Annotated in this window: 17 protein-coding genes; 6 read left to right on the forward strand and 11 right to left on the reverse strand. The window is 70.7% G+C overall.

Going from position 1 to position 17,346, the window contains the following annotated elements:
- Nucleotides 1-101: 101 nt before the first annotated feature.
- Entirely contained in the window at nt 102-2,171 is a 2,070-nt protein-coding gene (locus tag CRM89_RS20185; protein WP_011211803.1) for a prolyl oligopeptidase family protein, read from the forward strand.
- 1 nt (nt 2,172) lies between these two features.
- Here CRM89_RS20185 and CRM89_RS20190 read toward each other — a convergent pair whose 3' ends face one another.
- The gene (locus tag CRM89_RS20190; RefSeq protein ID WP_098085601.1) at nt 2,173-3,033 is read right to left on the reverse strand and encodes an alpha/beta fold hydrolase; all 861 of its coding nucleotides are present in this window, start codon (nt 3,031-3,033) and stop codon (nt 2,173-2,175) included.
- A 5-nt stretch (nt 3,034-3,038) separates the two neighbouring features.
- Nucleotides 3,039-3,671 carry a TetR/AcrR family transcriptional regulator gene (locus tag CRM89_RS20195; protein ID WP_011211805.1) on the reverse strand — a complete coding sequence of 211 codons (633 nt, stop codon included), beginning with the start codon at nt 3,669-3,671 and terminating at the stop codon, nt 3,039-3,041.
- A gap of 133 nt (nt 3,672-3,804) precedes the next feature.
- Here CRM89_RS20195 and CRM89_RS20200 point away from each other — a divergent pair, with 133 nt between their 5' ends.
- Nucleotides 3,805-4,494 carry a ZIP family metal transporter gene (locus CRM89_RS20200; RefSeq protein ID WP_041561435.1) on the forward strand — a complete coding sequence of 230 codons (690 nt, stop codon included), beginning with the start codon at nt 3,805-3,807 and terminating at the stop codon, nt 4,492-4,494.
- A gap of 94 nt (nt 4,495-4,588) precedes the next feature.
- Nucleotides 4,589-5,398, forward strand: coding sequence for a DUF6585 family protein (locus tag CRM89_RS20205; protein ID WP_228787455.1), 810 nt, complete (start codon nt 4,589-4,591; stop codon nt 5,396-5,398).
- Between the two features lie 191 nt (nt 5,399-5,589).
- Here CRM89_RS20205 and CRM89_RS20210 read toward each other — a convergent pair whose 3' ends face one another.
- The 8 genes from CRM89_RS20210 to CRM89_RS20250 all read right to left on the reverse strand — a co-directional run bounded on the left by CRM89_RS20210 (nt 5,590) and on the right by CRM89_RS20250 (nt 13,393).
- On the reverse strand, nt 5,590-6,543 hold the full coding sequence (locus tag CRM89_RS20210) for a S9 family peptidase (protein WP_228821797.1): 954 nt from the start codon (nt 6,541-6,543) through the stop codon (nt 5,590-5,592).
- A 156-nt stretch (nt 6,544-6,699) separates the two neighbouring features.
- Nucleotides 6,700-8,325 carry a chaperonin GroEL gene (groL, locus tag CRM89_RS20215; protein ID WP_011211809.1) on the reverse strand — a complete coding sequence of 542 codons (1,626 nt, stop codon included), beginning with the start codon at nt 8,323-8,325 and terminating at the stop codon, nt 6,700-6,702.
- 214 nt (nt 8,326-8,539) lie between these two features.
- The gene (locus tag CRM89_RS20225; RefSeq protein WP_011211810.1) at nt 8,540-8,839 is read right to left on the reverse strand and encodes a hypothetical protein; all 300 of its coding nucleotides are present in this window, start codon (nt 8,837-8,839) and stop codon (nt 8,540-8,542) included.
- Between the two features lie 22 nt (nt 8,840-8,861).
- Nucleotides 8,862-9,593 (reverse strand): Clp protease N-terminal domain-containing protein, encoded by a 732-nt coding sequence (locus CRM89_RS20230; RefSeq protein WP_060594139.1) that lies wholly within the window; start codon nt 9,591-9,593, stop codon nt 8,862-8,864.
- A 55-nt stretch (nt 9,594-9,648) separates the two neighbouring features.
- A complete protein-coding gene (locus CRM89_RS20235) occupies nt 9,649-10,737 on the reverse strand; it encodes an NAD(P)/FAD-dependent oxidoreductase (RefSeq protein WP_060594138.1) in 1,089 nt (362 codons plus the stop codon).
- A gap of 79 nt (nt 10,738-10,816) precedes the next feature.
- Entirely contained in the window at nt 10,817-11,701 is an 885-nt protein-coding gene (locus CRM89_RS20240) for an RNA polymerase sigma-70 factor (protein ID WP_060594137.1), read from the reverse strand.
- A gap of 20 nt (nt 11,702-11,721) precedes the next feature.
- Nucleotides 11,722-12,612 (reverse strand): phosphatidylcholine/phosphatidylserine synthase, encoded by an 891-nt coding sequence (locus tag CRM89_RS20245; protein ID WP_060594136.1) that lies wholly within the window; start codon nt 12,610-12,612, stop codon nt 11,722-11,724.
- 67 nt (nt 12,613-12,679) lie between these two features.
- Nucleotides 12,680-13,393, reverse strand: a complete 714-nt coding sequence (locus CRM89_RS20250) for a phosphatidylserine decarboxylase (protein WP_060594135.1) — start codon at nt 13,391-13,393, stop codon at nt 12,680-12,682.
- A gap of 320 nt (nt 13,394-13,713) precedes the next feature.
- Here CRM89_RS20250 and CRM89_RS20255 point away from each other — a divergent pair, with 320 nt between their 5' ends.
- Nucleotides 13,714-14,742 (forward strand): beta-ketoacyl-ACP synthase III, encoded by a 1,029-nt coding sequence (locus CRM89_RS20255; protein ID WP_011211816.1) that lies wholly within the window; start codon nt 13,714-13,716, stop codon nt 14,740-14,742.
- An 11-nt stretch (nt 14,743-14,753) separates the two neighbouring features.
- On the opposite strand, the gene CRM89_RS20260 is transcribed toward CRM89_RS20255, so the two are convergent.
- Nucleotides 14,754-15,206, reverse strand: a complete 453-nt coding sequence (locus CRM89_RS20260) for an SRPBCC family protein (RefSeq protein WP_011211817.1) — start codon at nt 15,204-15,206, stop codon at nt 14,754-14,756.
- Between the two features lie 225 nt (nt 15,207-15,431).
- On the opposite strand from CRM89_RS20260, the gene CRM89_RS20265 reads away from it, so the two are divergent.
- Together CRM89_RS20265 and CRM89_RS20270 are read left to right on the forward strand one after the other, a co-directional pair.
- Nucleotides 15,432-15,629: a hypothetical protein gene (locus CRM89_RS20265; RefSeq protein ID WP_060594134.1), complete on the forward strand. Its 198-nt coding sequence runs from the start codon at nt 15,432-15,434 to the stop codon at nt 15,627-15,629.
- Nucleotides 15,630-15,675: 46 nt separating this feature from the next.
- A complete protein-coding gene (locus CRM89_RS20270; RefSeq protein WP_086842255.1) occupies nt 15,676-17,340 on the forward strand; it encodes an FAD-dependent oxidoreductase in 1,665 nt (554 codons plus the stop codon).
- Nucleotides 17,341-17,346 lie beyond the last annotated feature (6 nt).

The following is a 17,346-nucleotide window of genomic DNA, read 5'->3' on the forward strand; positions in this document are numbered from 1 at the left end:
ACGAGGCCACGGCAACTCATGAGCATCCCTGCCGCGCGCCGCGCCGAGCGCATCCGCCGTCCGCGCACGCGGGCGCGAATCGGCTCGGCCACAATGTGGGCATGAGCGGCGTGGAGCAGAATGTGACCGATCCGTACCTCTGGCTCGAGGATGTGACCGACGAGCGCGCCCTGGACTGGGCCCGAGCCCATAACGAGGTGGTCGCAGCGCGTTTCGCCGCCACCGAGCGGTTCGCCCGGCTCGAGCAGCGCATCCTCGACATGCTCGACACCGACACCAAGATCGCCTACCCCGGCCGCCGCGGCCGGTGGCTGTACAACTTCTGGCGCGACGCCGAGCACCCGCGCGGAGTGTGGCGGCGCACCACCTTCGCCGAGTACGCCCAGCCGTCGCCGGACTGGGACGTGCTCATCGACCTCGACGCGCTCGCCGATCAAGAGGAGGAGAACTGGGTGTGGGGCGGCGCGGCGGTACTGCGCCCCGAGCAGCGCCGCGCCCTGATCAGCCTGTCCCGCGGCGGCGCCGACGCCAAGGTGGTGCGCGAATTCGACATCGAGACGCGGCAGTTCGTCGCCCCCGAGGACGGCGGCTTCTACCTGCCCGAGGCGAAGTCGGAGATCCGCTGGATCGACGCCGACGAGGTCTACGTCGGCACCGATTTCGGGCCCGGCTCGCTCACCGACTCCGGCTACCCGCGCATCGCCAAGCGGTGGCGGCGCGGCACCCCGCTGGAGCAGGCGCGCACGGTGTTCGAGGGCGAACCGGGCGACGTGGCGGTCTCGGCCGGCTACGACCGGACCCCCGGCTACGAACGGCACTTCGTCGGCCGCGCCACCGACTTCTTCAACGAGGAGGTCTACCTCCTCGACCCGGACGGCACCCCGCGGCTGCTGGAGGTGCCCACCGACGCCAGCGAATCCTGGTACAAGGACTGGCTGCTGGTGCGGCTGCGGTCGCCGTGGGAAGTCGGCGGCACCACCTACCCGACCGGCGCACTGCTGGCCACCGACTTCCCGTCCTTCCTGGCCGGTGAGCGCCGCTTCGACGTGCTGTTCACCCCGGACGCGCACACCTCACTGCACGGCTACGGCTGGACCGAGAACCACCTGTTGCTCATCACGTTGCAGGACGTGCAGACCAAGCTGCACGTGCTCACCCCCGGTGCGGACGGCTGGGCGATCGAACCGCTCGCCGACACCCCGCCGATGGCCACCACCAGCGTCATCAACCTCGACCCGCTCGAGGGCGGCGACGAGTTCATGCTCACCACAAGTGGTTTCACCACCCCGGCGACTCTGCTGGCCGGTTCGGTGGGCGGGCCGACCACCACGCTCAAACAGGAACCCGGCTTCTTCGACGCCGCGGGCATCGAGACCGAACAGTTCTTCGCCCGCTCCGACGACTCGACCATGGTGCCGTACTTCGTGATCCGGCATCGCGACCGCAAGGGCAGCCCGGGACCGACGGTGATGTCGGGCTACGGCGGATTCGAGGTGTCCCGCACGCCCGCCTACAGCGGCGCGTCCGGCATGGGCTGGCTCGAGCGCGGCGGCACCTGGGTGATGACCAACATCCGCGGCGGCGGTGAGTACGGCCCGGAATGGCACACCTCGGTACAGAAGGCCAACCGGCACAAGGTGTACGAGGACTTCGCCGCCATCGCCCGCGACCTCGTCGCACGCGGCATCACCACCCCCGATCAGCTCGGCGCGGTGGGTGGCAGCAACGGGGGCCTGCTGATGGGCGTGATGCTCACCCGCTATCCGGAACTGTTCGGCGCCATCGTCTGCCAGGTGCCGCTGCTGGACATGAAGCGCTACCACCTGCTGCTGGCCGGCGCGTCCTGGATGGCCGAGTACGGTGACCCGGACAAGCCGGAGGAATGGGCCTACATCCGCGAGTACTCCCCCTACCAGAACGTGCGGGCGGACGCGGACTACCCGCCGATCCTGCTCACCACCTCCACCCGCGACGACCGGGTGCATCCCGGGCACGCGCGCAAGTTCGCCGCGCTGCTCGAGGAGCAGGGGCACACCTTCTGGTACCACGAGAACATCGAGGGCGGGCACGGCGGCGCGGCCGACAACAAGCAGATGGCCTTCCAGGCGGCGCTGATCTACGAGTTCTTCACCCAGATGCTGATGGAGCGCCGAACCGCCGCGCGGGACTGAATCAGCGGTCGCGCAACCACTTCTCGATCCGGTCGACGGTGGCGACCGGATCGGGGATCCAGCCGTTGTGGCCGAGCGGCTCGGGCTGGTGCCAGGTGGTGATCTCGGCGGCGGGCATCTTGTCCAGCAGATGCCGCGCCGAGCTGGGCGGGGTGAGCTCGTCGCCGGTCATCGTGATCGACAGCACCGGCAGCTTCAGCCGCGCGATCCGCTCCTCGTAGTCGATGTCGGCGCCCACCGGCACGAACCGGCCGGTGCGCGCCAGCCGGGCCCAGTCCGAGATCAGCACCTTCGACTGGGGGCCGAAGCCGCCCACCGTGATCCGGTGGCCCGGCCAGAATCCGGCCAGGTTCGCCGTCAACACGGCGGCGGTGGTGCCGAACAGCAGGCCGGGGGCGGCCAGCCCGCGATAGCCGCGGTAATAGGGCGTGCCGGAGGCGACCAGGATCAGCCCGCCCAACCTGCCCCGGATCCGCGCGGCGTACATCACCGACAACTGACCGCCCATGCTGTGGCCGAGCAGGTAGGGGGTACTGGCCGGGAAGCGGCTGCGCACGACCTCGAAAATGGCCGGGAAATCGACCGACGCCAGTTCGTGGTAGCCGTAGGTGCTGTCCGGTCCCGGCCGCGGCCTGCTGTCGCCGTTGCCGCGCAGTTCCCCGATCGCGGCGTCGAAGCCGCGTCGGGCCAGCTGCCGGGCGACGGCCTCGTAGTAGGCACCGGGCACGCCGAGCCCGGGCATGATCACCACCACCGGCCGGGGCGCGTCGGGTGTCACGGGATGCCGATGGCTGCCCTCGGCCGGGATCAGCCGCACCGGAACGGTGCTGCCGTCCGGTACCTGGATCGGAACCGTCTGCATACCGCTCAGGCTCGCACCGCCCCCATGATCACCCGGCTGAGCACCCGGATCACGTCGTCGAGCGGCGGGCGCGGGTCCGTGCCGCTCCAGGAGTCGACGACGTAGTTCACCGCGCCGATGATCGCCAGCACCCGCATCTCGTAGTCACCGGGCGGGATCTCGCCCTGCAAAGCGGCGTCCTCGGTCGCACTGGCCAGCAACGCGCCCCACGCGCGGCGCAGCTCCAGGCGGAACTTCTCCACCTTCGGCCCGGCGCCGACCACCTCGACCAGGACGACCCGCGCCTTCCGCGGGTCCGAGCCGATCGCCTCGATGTAGGCGCGCACGGCGGCATCGATCCGCTCCAGCGCGGTCCCCTCGGCGTTCTTGTCCAGGGCTGCGGCCACGGCGTCGCGCGATTCCCGGTCGATCTGCTCGTAGAGCTCGAGCAGCAGGGACTCGCGGCCGGTGAACTCCTCGTAGAACTGACGCGAGGAAAGTCCGGCGTCCTTACAGATGGCGCCCACCGAGCTGTTGGCGTATCCGTCGCGCGCGAAGACCGTCAGTCCTGATTCCAGAAAACGCGCACGCCGCTGGCGTTGCCGGTCCTCTACGGGTTGCCCGGCATACATTCGTCCCGTATTCGCATCCTGTGACATTGCGCCAGACAATACCGAAGGCGGGGAACCCCTCGTCATGGATCGGGCCCTTCGTCGCACCGGTGGGCGCGGCGAGCGGCGCGCCCGCCGCGCGCACCCGGTCGGCCCGCCGATCCTGACCTACAGTTGCCGCATGTCGACCGCACTGCTGTACGGGCTGGGGACCGCGGTTCCGCTGCTGGTCGGCGCCGCGATCGGACTGCGATGGACGTTGCCGAAACCGCTGCTCGCCTCCTTGATGGCCTTCGGCGCGGGCACGATGATCGCGGCGGTCTCCTCGGAGTTGTTCGCCCCCGCCTTCCGGCAGGCCGGGGCGTTGGTCGCGGGCGCGGCGCTGTTCCTCGGCGCGGGCGTCTACGTGGTGGCCAACCACCTGATCGAGACGAAACTCGGCGCGGGCGCGATCGGCTGGGCCCTGATGCTGGGCACGGTGCTGGACGGCGTCCCGGAGAACACCGCCCTCGGTGTCTCGCTCAGTGCCGAGGCGGGCGTGGTGCTGCTGGTCGCGGTGGCGGTGGGCAATGTGCCCGAGGCGATCGGCGGCGCCGCGCTGATGCGGCAGCGCCCCGGCTTCTCCGCCCGGCGCGCACTGGCCCTGTGGACGGTGACGGCGGCGGTGCTGGTCGCGGTGACCGTGCTCGGGAAAGCGCTGTCGGGCAACCTGTCGGCCACCCATATCGCGGTCGTCCAGGCGTTCGCCGGTGGTGCGACGATCGCGGTGCTGGCGGATTCCCTGATGCCCGAAGCCTATCGGGAGGGCGGCTGGTGGGTCGGAATGGCCACCGCCGCAGGATTTCTGGTCGCCTTCGTGCTCGCGGGCTGAATACCGCGGCGGCGGAAGTCGCGCGCAACGGTAGCGCTATCGGGGCGAGTGCAATACGCTTCGCGCGGATGAAAACCGCCGCATGGAGGAACGATTGACCACTCCGAGTATGCCGGAGGACGGTGCGGGCGGAACCGAGGTCCGGCGCACAGTACCTTTGTCGCAGCTCGTGCACCTGATGGCCGAATACCAGAAACTCGGTGCGCACCGGCAGACGTTTCTCGCCGCCCCCGTCAGCGATACGTTCGTGCGCGGGTGCGGCATCGTCGCGGGCTGTCTCGGCGCCGTCGCGGTGATCTGCGCGGCCGTCGGCGCCGTGAGCGGCGGGGCGGCGATCGGGCTGGTCGCGGCGGTGCCCGCCGGACTCGCCCTGTACCGAGGCCGGCTCAACAACCGCAATCGCGCCGCCCGGCTCGACCTCTTCGAACACGGCATGACGGTGTATCGCTCCGGCGAACGGGTCGCCGGATTCCGCTGGGACACCGCCGAAGTGCGGCAGCAGGCCATTCCCTTCCAGAACACCGCCCACATCGAGTACTCCCTGGAGATGTCGGGCCCCGACGGCTCGCACGCGCGATTCGACGAAACCCATTTCGCCGAGGGCCGGGAATGGGCCAGAGCCATCCAATCCGCCGTCACCGCCACCCAACTCCCGCGCGCGGTGACGGTGATCGACGAAGGCGACACCGCGCGTTTCGGCGATTTCGCGCTGAATCTCGACGCGCTGGTGTTCCGCGGCGACCAGTATCCGTGGGACCGCATCCAGCTCATCGACGCGCGCAGCGGACTGGTGCGGATCAAGGTGGACGGCAACTGGGTTTCGCTCGCCCCGGTCGGCACCATCCCGAATTTCTACATCTTCAACGAACTCGCCGAACGACTACGGTTGCCTGCCACCGCCTGAGCGGGTCAGCGGCCGGAGGCGGCAGCGCAGCATCACCACGCAGGCCGCCCCCGCACAAGCACAATCCAGCACAGCCTGAGCGGGTCAGCGGCCGAAGGCGGCAGCGCAGCATCACCACGCAGGCCGCCCCCGCACAAGCACAATCCAGCACAGCCTGAGCGGGTCAGCGGCCGAAGGCGGCAGCGCTGGTTTCAGTCCAGGGTGTCGATGTTGTGCAGGATGACGCGTTGGGCGGCGGCCCAGGCGGGCGAGCCGACGTCGAGGAAGTCGGCGTGTGTGACGCCGGGCAGCTCGTGCAGGTGGGCGTTGTCGCCCGCGGCGCGCGCGGCCGCGATGTAGCGGCGGCTCTGCTCGATCGAGACGACCTGGTCGGCGTCGCCGTGTAGCGCGTCGATGCGGATGCCGACCGGCAGGTGCGCGATGGGCGAGGCGATCCGGTAGCGGTCGGGCACCTCGTCCGGCGCGCCGTCGAGCAGGGCGCGGACGAAGGCGTCGTGGCCGCGGGTCACCGCCAGTTCGAGATCGAACACGCCCGCCATGAGCGTCGCGCTGCGCGGCCGGACGCGCGGCTGCGCACCCGGCGCCGTGGGCGGCAGCGTGTGCCTGCCCGCCACCCACGCGGCCAGGTGCCCACCGGCGGAATGCCCGGCGACGTGGACGCGCTCCAGGTCGAGCCGGTGTCCGGAGCGTTCCTGGACCACCGTCGCGAGCGCCTCCACGGCGTCGTCGGCGTCGGCGAGCGTGCTCGGCCAGCCACCGCCGCCGCGCACCCGGCGGTATTCGATGTTCCAGACCGCGACGCCGTGCCGGGCCAGCGCTGTGGAGTTGGCGGCGGTGTCGTCGAGGTCGCGCCACTGCGACCAGCCGCCGCCGTGCACCATCACGACCACCGGATACGGCGCGGCGCCGCGCTCGGGGAGATACAGGTCGCCGATGTGGTCGGGGTCCGGGCCGTAGGCGATCCGCAGCGGCGCGTCCGGGGTGGCGGGCGGCGGGCCCGCGGGAGTGGTGACGACACTCGGCGGCGCGGACGTTCGCTCGCCGGCCGCGCACCCGGCGGCGGCGAACACGGCCACCACGGCGGCCAGCGCGCGACGGCGGCTGACGGCGGGCAGCGGGATCGGTCTGCTCCCGTCCGTACTCATCGGCACCGGCTCCCTCCACGTCGGTCGTCCGACCGACTGTATCGAGCGTCGTCCCGCCTGCGGGCCGGGTATGCCGGGCCGGAACGGCCGAGAGCCGGGCCACCGTCGGTGGCCCGGCTCTCGGGTTCTCTCAAAGGTGTTGCCGTGCGGCGGGACTCAGAAGTCCATGCCGCCCATGCCACCGGTCGGGTCGCCGGCGGGAGCGGCGGCCTTCTCCGGCTTGTCGGCGACGACGGCCTCGGTGGTGAGGAACAGGGCCGCGATGGAGGCCGCGTTCTGCAGCGCCGAGCGGGTGACCTTGACCGGGTCGGCGACGCCGGCGGCCAGCAGGTCCTCGTACTCGCCCGAGTCGGCGTTCAGGCCGTGGCCGGCCTCCAGGTTCGAGACCTTCTCGGCGACCACGCCGGGCTCGAGGCCGGCGTTGAAGGCGATCTGCTTCAGCGGAGCCGAGAGGGCGACGCGCACGATGTTCGCGCCGGTGGCCTCGTCACCGGTCAGCTTCAGCTCGTCCAGGGCCGGGGCGGCCTGCAGCAGGGCCACGCCACCACCGGCGACGATGCCCTCCTCGACGGCGGCCTTCGCGTTGCGGACGGCGTCCTCGATGCGGTGCTTGCGCTCCTTGAGCTCGACCTCGGTGGCCGCGCCCGCCTTGATGACGGCCACGCCGCCGGCCAGCTTGGCCAGCCGCTCCTGCAGCTTCTCGCGGTCGTAGTCGGAGTCGGAGTTCTCGATCTCGGTGCGGATCTGCGCGACCCGGCCCTTGATCGCCTCGGCGTCGCCCGCGCCCTCGACGATGGTGGTCTCGTCCTTGGTCACGACGACCTTGCGAGCCTGGCCGAGCAGCTCGATGCCCGCGGTCTCCAGCGAGAGGCCGACCTCTTCGCTGATGACCTCGCCACCGGTCAGGATGGCGATGTCGGCCAGCTGGGCCTTGCGGCGGTCACCGAAGCCCGGGGCCTTGACGGCGACGGACTTGAAGGTGCCACGGATCTTGTTCACGACCAGGGTCGACAGGGCCTCGCCCTCGACGTCCTCGGCGATGATCAGCAGCGGCTTGCCGGCCTGGATGACCTTCTCCAGCAGCGGCAGCAGGTCCTTGACGGTGGAGACCTTCGAGCCGACGAGCAGGATGTAGGGATCCTCGAGGACCGCTTCCTGACGCTCGGGATCGGTCACGAAGTAGCCGGAGATGTAGCCCTTGTCGAAGCGCATGCCCTCGGTCAGCTCCAGCTGGAGGCCGAAGGTGTTGCTCTCCTCGACGGTGATGACGCCTTCCTTGCCGACCTTGTCCATGGCCTCGGCGATCAGCTCACCGATGGACGCGTCGCCCGCGGAGATGCCCGCGGTGGCGGCGATCTGCTCCTTGGTCTCGACCTCCTTGGCGGTGTCGAGCAGCTTGGCGGTCACGGCCTCGACGGCCTTCTCGATGCCGCGCTTGAGGCCCAGCGGGTTCGCGCCCGCGGCCACGTTGCGCAGACCCTCGCGCACCAGCGCCTGGGCGAGCACGGTGGCGGTGGTGGTGCCGTCGCCCGCGACGTCGTCGGTCTTCTTGGCGACTTCCTTGACCAGCTCGGCGCCGATCTTCTCGTAGGGATCCTCCAGCTCGATCTCCTTGGCGATGGACACACCATCGTTGGTGATCGTGGGGGCGCCCCACTTCTTCTCCAGGACAACGTTGCGACCCTTGGGGCCCAGCGTCACCTTGACCGCGTCGGCGAGGCTGTTCAGACCGCGCTCGAGGCCGCGGCGGGCCTCTTCGTCATACGCAATTGTCTTGGCCATGGCGTTGTTGAGATCCTCCATGTGGATGGCTGACACGCAGGACGACCGCAGGTTGGGTCGTCCCAGGTACGCTGGCCAGGTGCGGTGCCCGCGACGGACGACCGAGGGTGTCGATGGAACCCGGTCTCACCGTCCCGACCTGGCACTCACAGGTCGAGAGTGCCAAACCCATTTCTAGCACTCGGGGGTGGCGAGTGCAAGGTCTGCCCGGCCCTCAGGAACGGTCGTCGATCCGCAGCAACAGCGCGACGAAGGCGTCGGTGCGGCGCTCCTCGGGGGTACGCGGTTCCTCGTTGCCCACGGTGACCAGCTCGGCGTCGCGCAGCAACAGCTCGGCTTCCACCCGCATGACGGCCCGGATGAACGGTGGCGCCACCTCCGGGGGCAGGTCGCCGTGCACGATGTACTCGCCGTCGGGACCGGACTCGGTCTGCACGTACGACAGCGCACGCAGCAGGTCGATCCGGCGTTCCCCCGCGACCAGGTCGGAATCCTCGGCCGTCTCATCCGCCATTGCTATAGCTTAACGGGCAGCGTCAGGAAGACTCCTTCGCCACGAGCTGCGACAGCACCTCCACCAGGTGCGCCTCGGTCTGCTCCTTGTCGATGCCGAGACCGCTGAGCGGGCCCGCGCCGTGCTCCTCCTCGAGCAACGCGAGCAGGATGTGTTCGGTGCCGATGTAGTTGTGGCCCAGCCGAAGCGCCTCGCGGTAGGTCAGCTCGAGGACCTTCTTGGCGTCGCTCGCGAACGGGATCAAGCCGCTGTCGGCGGGCTTCTCGCTCGGCGCGGGCGGGAAGGCCGCGACCGCCGCCGTGCGCAGCGCGTCTTCGGTGACGCCGCGCGCGGTGATCTCCCGCATGGCCAGCGCGTCCGGCTGGCTCATCAGTCCGAGGATCAGGTGCGCGGCGCTGATCTCGGCGTGCCCGGACAGCCGAGCCGCTTCCTGGGACGCCATGACGACCTGCTGGGCACGCGGAGTGAAGCGGGCGAACCCGTCGTTGGGGTCGATGCCCCCGGCGGCGGGCCCCTTCGGCACGAAACGCTTCTGGGCGGCCTGCTTGGACACGCCCATGCTGGCGCCGATGTCGGTCCAGGACGCCCCGGAGCGACGGGCCTGGTCGACGAAGTGGCCGATCAGATGGTCGGCCACCTCGCCGAGATGGTTCGCCGCGACCACGGCGTCGGAGAGCTGTTCCAACACGTTGTCGGGCCTGGCTCGTTTGATGGCGGTGATGAGGTCGTCGAGACGAATCTGCGGTGTGGTCATGCGTCAACTGTAGGTTGACGACCTCCGGTGCGTCAACCTACAGTTGACGGATGGGTCAGCGCAGTCCCGCCGCGACCACCGCGCTGCGTACCACCTGCTCCTTCACCAAGGCCGCTGCGCGGCCCCGCAGCATGAAACGGCCCGGAGTGTCGTCGGCGCGCAACTGGTGGATGAGGCCGTCCTGCCTGCCCAAGCTCAGGCACTGCAGGTAGTAGCGGAAGCGCAATTCGGCCGGCTGCGCGCCGCGCAGGCGCGCGGCGACCGTGTCGGCGGCGTGTTTGCCGGTGGGCAGGGCGGTCGCGCAGGCCATCCGCAATTCACGGCCGCCGGGGCCCTCGATCAGCGCGCAGTCACCCGCGGCGTGGATGTCCGGGTGCGAGAGCGAGCGCAGGAACCGGTCCGTGCGGACGCGGCCGAGCGCATCCACGGCGATGCCGGCGCGGGCCGCCAGGTCGGGCACCGCGAAACCGGTGGCCCACACCGTCGCGGCCGCCGGGACGACGGTGCCGTCGGCCAGGCGCGGACCCTGCGGCGTCACCTCCACCACCTTGACGTCGGTCCGCACCTCGACGCCCAGCCGGTCCAGCACCGCGCGGATGTGCGCCACCGCCTCGGCCCCGAGCCAGGCCCCCGGTTCGTCGGTGCCGAGCAACAGCACCCGGGTGCCCGGGTGCGATTCGGCGAGTTCGGTGGACAGTTCGATGCCGGTCGCGCCGGTGCCCACGATGGCCACCGGGCCCGCGCCCTCGACCTGCCAGTCCGCGGCGTCCGCGGTGTCCGCCGACCGGGCGAACTCGGCCACACCGGGGACGTCGTGCGGGGCGGTGCTGCCGAGCGCGTAGATCAGCGAGTCGTAGCTCAGCACCCGGCCGGTGTCGAGGCCGACGGTGCGGGCGGCCGGGTCGAGGTCGGTGGCACGGGCACACACGAAGTCGATGCCCTGGTCGCCGAGCACCCGCGCCAGCTCCCACTGCCGCAGCGGCTGCCCGGCCACCCGCTGGTGCAGCCGCACCCGTTCGATGAACTGCGCCCGCGCGTCCACCACCGTCACCTGGGCGCCGCGCGCCTTCTTCGCCAGCCGCCGCGCCGCCGACAGGCCCGCGTACCCCGCGCCAAGAACGACGATCCGATGCTGTCCGGTCATGATGAGGCTCCTTCCGTTCGCCGATACCCCTCAGACCGGACAGGCGCCGGAAATCTGACCGCCGCCGCGATGAGCTACGTCACACCGGATCGGGGCTCAGCCGCCCGAACGCGGCCAGCTTGGCCGGATTCACCACCAGCCGCAGCGCGGCGATGGCGTCCTCGGTGTAGTCGATACCCACCACCAGCATCGGCGCGCCCGCCACCCGGACCACCAGCGCGGGCGCGCCGTTGGCATCTTCGACACCGATCACCATGCCGGGCACCTGCCTGCGGAACAGACCGAGCAGGTAGCGGGCGACCCGGTCGGCGCCCTCGACCGGACGGCGGGCCGCGTTGATCACACCGCCACCGTCGGCGGTGGCGGTGGCGTCGGCGGTGAGCAGGTTGCGCAGCGCGGCCACGTCACCGGTGCTCGCGGCGGCCAGGAACCGCTCGAGCAGCGCGCGGGCCCGCTCGGCGGAGACCTCGAAACGGTTGCGGCCCAGCCGGACCCGCTGCGTCGCCCGGTGATAGGCCTGCTGCGCGGCACTGTCGGACACGTCGAGCATCTCGGCGATCTCGCGGTGGGGGTAGCCGAAGGCCGCGTGCAGCACGAACACCGCGCGCTCGAGCGGGTTCAACCGCTCGAGCGCGGTGAGCAGCGCCAGCGACACCGACTCGCGCAGTTCGACGGTCTCCAGCGGGCCGAGTTCCGCGGTCGGCACCGGTTCGGGCAGCCACGGTCCCACGTAGCTCTCCCGGCGGGCCCGAGCGGAGACCAGCCAAGTGCGGCACAGATTCACCACCGCGGTGGTCAACCACGCTTCGGGCGTGCGGATCTGGGACCGATCGGCGCCCGCCCAGCGCAGATAGGTCTCCTGCACGGCGTCCTCGGCCTCGGTCGCCGAGCCGAGCATCCGGTAGGCGAGTGCGAACAGGCGCGGGCGATGCGCCTGGAACTCGCGCAATCCGTCCGGTTCCACGTCACCTCCCGCCGCTGTGCTCAGAGTTCCAGATCCTCCGGGGTGGTGCGCCTGCCGCCCGGCCTGCGCAGCCGCAGCCGGGCGCTGGACGCGCGGATGGCCGGACGCCGCCGCTGCGCCCGGCGCTGGGCCCGCCGCTCGGCGGGCTTGTGCTGCCAGGTCTCCGGCCGCGCGGCCACCCATCGCTGGGAGTGCCACGCGAACGGGATGTGCGCCAGGTACAGCCCGACCAGCACCAGCAGCAGCACCAACGGATAGGTCACCAGTGCGGCACCGGCCAGGGCGACCAGCACCAGCAGCCCGGCGGCGGCCTGTGGCGCCACCGACACCGACTTCATGGCCAGCGTCGGAATGGTGCTCACGCACAGTGCCGAGGCCAGCACGGTCCAGGCCGCCACCTCGTAGAAACCGACCCACCAGCCGTCACCGAACTGCTCGAGCAACGCGATCGGCACCAGCGCGATCAACGCACCCGCGGGCGCCGGGACGCCGACGAAGTACTCGCGCGCCCAGTCGGGCCGGTTGTCGTCGTCGAGCAGGGTGTTGAACCGGGCCAGCCGCAGCACGATGCTCACCGCGAACAACAGCGCGATGATCCAGCCCGCGCTGCTCTCGTTGAGCAGCGCCACGTACAGCACCAGCGCGGGCGCGACGCCGAAGGAGATGGCATCGGACAGCGAATCCAGTTCGGCGCCCATCTTGGTGGTGGCGTCGAGCATGCGGGCCAGCCGGCCGTCGAGGGTGTCGAACACCGCCGCGGCACCGACCATCGCCAGCGCGACGTCGAGCTTGCCGTCGAGCGCGAACTTCACCGCCGACAGCCCCGAGCACAGCGCCAGGATCGTCACGATGCTGGGCAGCAGCCGGATACTGCGACGCCTGCGCCTCGGGGAGGGCACCGCCGCTTCCATCACGACAGCTCTTCCATCACGACAGCTCTTCCATCACCACAACGCCTCCGTCACGACAGCGCTCCCGTCACGACAACGTCGCGAGGACGGTCTCGCCCCCGATGGTGCGCTGGCCGGGCTGCACCAGCAGTTCGGTGCCCACCGGGAAGTAGGTGTCCACGCGGGAACCGAAGCGGATCAGGCCGTAGGTGTCGCCGATGGTGAGCACGTCGCCCACCCGGGCGTCGCAGACGATGCGCCGCGCCAGCAGACCGGCGATCTGCACCACCACGATCTGCTGCCCGGACTGCGTCTCGAGCAGCATGCTGTTGCGCTCGTTGACCGCGCTGGCCTCCGGCAGATCCGCCGAGCGGAACTGGCCGGACTGATGCCGCACCTCGCGCACCACACCGGAGACCGGGGTGCGCTGGACGTGCACGTCGAGCACGGACAGGAAGATGCTCACCCGCGGCAGCGGCTGGTCACCCAGCCCCAGCTCGGCGGGCGGGGCGGCGGTGTCGACGAGCGCGATCTCACCGTCGGCGGGGGCGACGACCACGCCCGGCCGGTTCGGCGGCACCCGGTTGGGGTGGCGGAAGAAGCCCGCGCAGGCGGCGGCGGTCGCCAGCCCGGCCCGGCGCACCCACTTGCGCTTGCCCGCCGCGACCGCGACGGCCAGCGGCACGGCGACGAAGGGCAGCCCGGCGGGATGCAGCGGGGGGATCGAGGCCCGCACCAGATCGACGACGTGGCCGACTCCGGTGGTCTCGGGCGTGCCGGGCGGTGTGGGACGGCGTGCCACAGATTCCTCTTTCAGTGCTCGTACTTCGGTGCTCGGTCGCGGCTCGATGGGGTCGGCCTGCGCCCCTCCACGATAGGTCCGGCGCAAGCCACCACACCTTACGGGAAACGCGCCGTACCCGCGCCGTCCACCGCGACCGGATCCACACCCGCCGAGCCGCGGCGGCGATTGTGGAAATCGCCACGCGCGCTCGCAACCGGAGGGCTAATATGAGGTTGCCTCATGTCTACGGAAACGTAGGTGGCGGGCCGCACGATCGATACTCGAGAGGCTTCGCCGGAAACCCCGGTCGCAGCGCCGCAGGTAATAGGGAGACGCACATGTCTGCTCGAATCGCCCAGACGACTGGGGCTGAGCACACCGCGATCCTCGGGCTCGGCGTCTATCGCCCCGCCCGCGTCGTCACCAACGATGAGATCGCCGGGCCGATCAACTCCAGCGACGAATGGATCCGGACCAGGTCCGGCATCAAGACCCGGCGATTCGCCGACGAGACCGAGACCGTCCAGAGCATGAGCGTGGCCGCCGCCCGTGATGCGCTCGAGGCCGCCGCCGTGGCGGTCGACCAGGTGGACTGCGTCATCGTCGCCACCTCCACCCACCTGCTGCTCACCCCGGCCGCGGCCCCGCGCATCGCCACCGAACTCGGCATGAACGGCGCCGCCGCCTTCGACATCTCCGCCGGGTGCGCGGGCTTCTGCCACGCGCTGGCGCTGGCCTCCGACCTGGTGCGCGCGGGCACCTCGAAGAACGTCCTGGTGATCGGCGTCGAGAAACTGACCGACACCATCGACATGACCGACCGCTCCACGGCGTTCCTGTTCGCCGACGGCGCGGGCGCGGTGGTGGTCGGCCCCGCCGAGGAGCCGGGCATCGGCCCGACCGTGTGGGGCTCCGACGGCACCCAGCACCACGCGATCCGCCAGAACAAGGACTGGATCGAGTTCTTCACCGAGATCGAGGAGAAGGGCCTCGACGCGGTGCGCCCCTACCTCACGATGGAGGGCACGGCGGTGTTCCGCTGGGCGGCGCACTCGCTGGAGAAGGTCTGCCGCGACGCCATCGACCGGGCCGGGCTGTCCACCGACGACCTGCGCGCGATGATCCCGCACCAGGCCAACGGCCGGATCATCGAGATCATGGCGCGGGTGCTGAAACTGCCCGAGGACTGCGCGCTGGCCAACGACATCGAGGAGACCGGCAACACCTCCGCGGCCTCGATCCCGCTCGCGATGGAGGCGCTGCTGCGCAAGGGCGAGTCGAAGCCCGGCGACACGGCGCTGTTGATCGCCTTCGGCGCCGGGCTCTCCTACGCGGCCCAGGTGGTGTCGCTGCCCAGGCTGAAGTAGGACACCGCCGATCAGGCGGCCTCGGCGGCCGCCTTGATCGCGGCCAGTGTCTTCTTCATGCCGTCGAGCAGGTTCTCCTCGAACGCCGGCTCGCCACCCAGCACGGTGTCGATGACCTTGCGCACCGGCCACCGCACGCCCGCGGAGACGTCACGGCGCTCGGTGAGCCGGGTGCCGTTCGCGATGGGTTCGAGGGTGAAACTCCAGGTGGTGCCGTTCTCGTTCATCCGGAAGGCGAATTCGCGTTCCGGCTCGAACCGGACGATCCGCGAACTGGTCGGCCAGACCTTCCAGCCGTCCTTGTTCCAGTTGACCGTCCAGGTCCCCGCCTTCGGCGTGCCGAGCGGGATCATCTTGCGGGTCATCGGGCTGAACTCGGGCATCCGGGACAGATCGCTGACGATCTGCCAGACGCGCTCGGGCGCGGCGAGGATGTCGACGGTCGCTTCGAGATTCTTGGGCAACTCTGCCTCCGTGTTCGAGCGTCCCGGCACCGTGGCCGAGCGCGGGGGACGACGCGTGCCGCACATCCTAATGTGCGAGGCGCGCTGACAATTCGGTCACAGTTCGATACGCCGTTTCCGGACCGTTGTAATGGCGGGCGCACAATGACGGATAGACGAGAGACCAGACACTGCCAGAGCTTTGACACAGCCACCAGCTTTCCGTCGAGCGTGAGGTGATCGGCCGTGAAACTGCGCTCCTTGCTACACCGCCGCCAGGCGGCCCGCGTTCCGCTGCTCCCGGTGATCGAACCCGAGGACGGGCGCCCCGTCCGCGCCACCGGCCGTTCCGATCTCCGTCGGCCGGATCTGGCCGACGAGGAACGCCTCGAACGCCTGCTGACCCCCACCGAACTGGAGATGGTGCTCGAGCACCGCGTCTGACCGCGACGACGCGACAGGCGAGTACCGCACGCGACATACTCGACGGGTGAGTGCCCCCGCCGCCAAACCGGCCATCCTCAGCGTCGACGACGATCCCGGCGTTTCCCGCGCCGTCGTCCGTGATCTGCGCCGTCGCTACGGCGCCGACTACCGCATCCTGCGTGCCGAGTCCGGCGACCAGGCGCTCGAGGCGCTGCGGGAGATGAAACTGCGGGGCCAGCCGGTGGCCGTGCTGATCGCCGATTACCGGATGCCGGGCATGAACGGCATCGAATTCCTCGAACACGCGATGGACCTGCATCCGTACGCGCGCCGCGTGCTGCTCACCGCCTACGCCGACACCGACGCCGCCATCGACGCGATCAATGTCGTCGATCTGGACCACTATCTGCTCAAGCCGTGGGACCCGCCGGAGGAGAAGCTGTATCCGGTGCTGGACGCGCTGCTCGAGGCGTGGCGGGGCAGCGAGCACCGGCCGGTGACCGAGACCAAGGTGGTCGGCACCCGGTGGTCGCCGCGCGCCTCGCAGGTTCGCGAGTTCCTGGCCCGCAACCAGCTCCCCTATCGCTGGTATCTGGCCGACGAGCCCGAGGGCGCGCGCCTGCTCGAGGCCGCGGGCGCCGAACCCGAGCGCTGCCCGGTGGTGATCACCTCCGCGGGACAGGTGCTGCTTCAGCCGACCGACAGCGTGCTGGCCGAGCACGTGGGTCTCACGGTGAATCCCGCGGGCGAGTTCTACGACCTCATCGTCGTCGGCGGCGGGCCGGCCGGGCTGGGCGCGGCCGTGTACGGCGCGTCCGAGGGCCTGCGCACCGTGCTGGTGGAGCGCACCGCCACCGGCGGGCAGGCCGGGCAGAGCTCGCGGATCGAGAACTATCTCGGCTTCCCGGACGGACTGTCCGGGGCGCAGCTCGCCGACCGGGCCCGGCGCCAGGCCGCCAAGTTCGGCGCCGAGGTGGTGACCACCCGCGAAGTGGTGGGGCTCGAGGTCAACGGCTCGGCGCGCACCGTGCGCTTCGCCGACGGCGGGCGGCTGTGCGGGCACACCGTCATCATCGCCACCGGTGTCGACTACCGGCGGCATCCGGCGCCCGGCGTCGACGAGTTCACCGGCCGTGGCGTCTACTACGGCTCGGCCATGACCGAGGCGGCCGAATGCGCCGACCGCGAGATCTACATCGTGGGCGGGGCGAATTCGGCGGGCCAGGCCGCGGTGTTCCTGTCCCGCAACGCGCGCACCGTGCACCTGGTGGTGCGGGCGGACTCGCTGGCGAAATCGATGTCGCACTACCTGATCGAGCAGATCCGCCAGATCCCCAACATCCAGGTGCACACCGAGACCGAGGTGGTCGGCGCGATCGGCGACGACCACCTGCGCCAGATCGTGCTGCGCGACAACCGCACCGGCGCCGAGGAGAAGGCCGACACCGAGCGGCTGTTCCTGTTCATCGGTGCCGCGCCGCAGACCGACTGGCTCGACGGTGTCGTCGCGCGCGACCCGGCCGGGTATGTGCTGGCCGGTCCCGACCTGCTGGTCGAGGGCACCCGGCCGGCGGGTTGGGAGCTCGACCGGCCGCCGCACCACCTGGAGACGAGCGTGCCCGGCGTGTTCGTGGCCGGCGACGTGCACGCCGAATCGGCCAAACGGGTCGCCTCCGCCGTCGGCGAGGGCGCGATGGCCGTGATGTTCGTCCATCGTTACCTGGCCTGAGACGGA

It is taken from the genome of Nocardia sp. FDAARGOS_372 (genome assembly GCF_002554515.1).
Lineage (GTDB): Bacteria > Actinomycetota > Actinomycetes > Mycobacteriales > Mycobacteriaceae > Nocardia > Nocardia farcinica.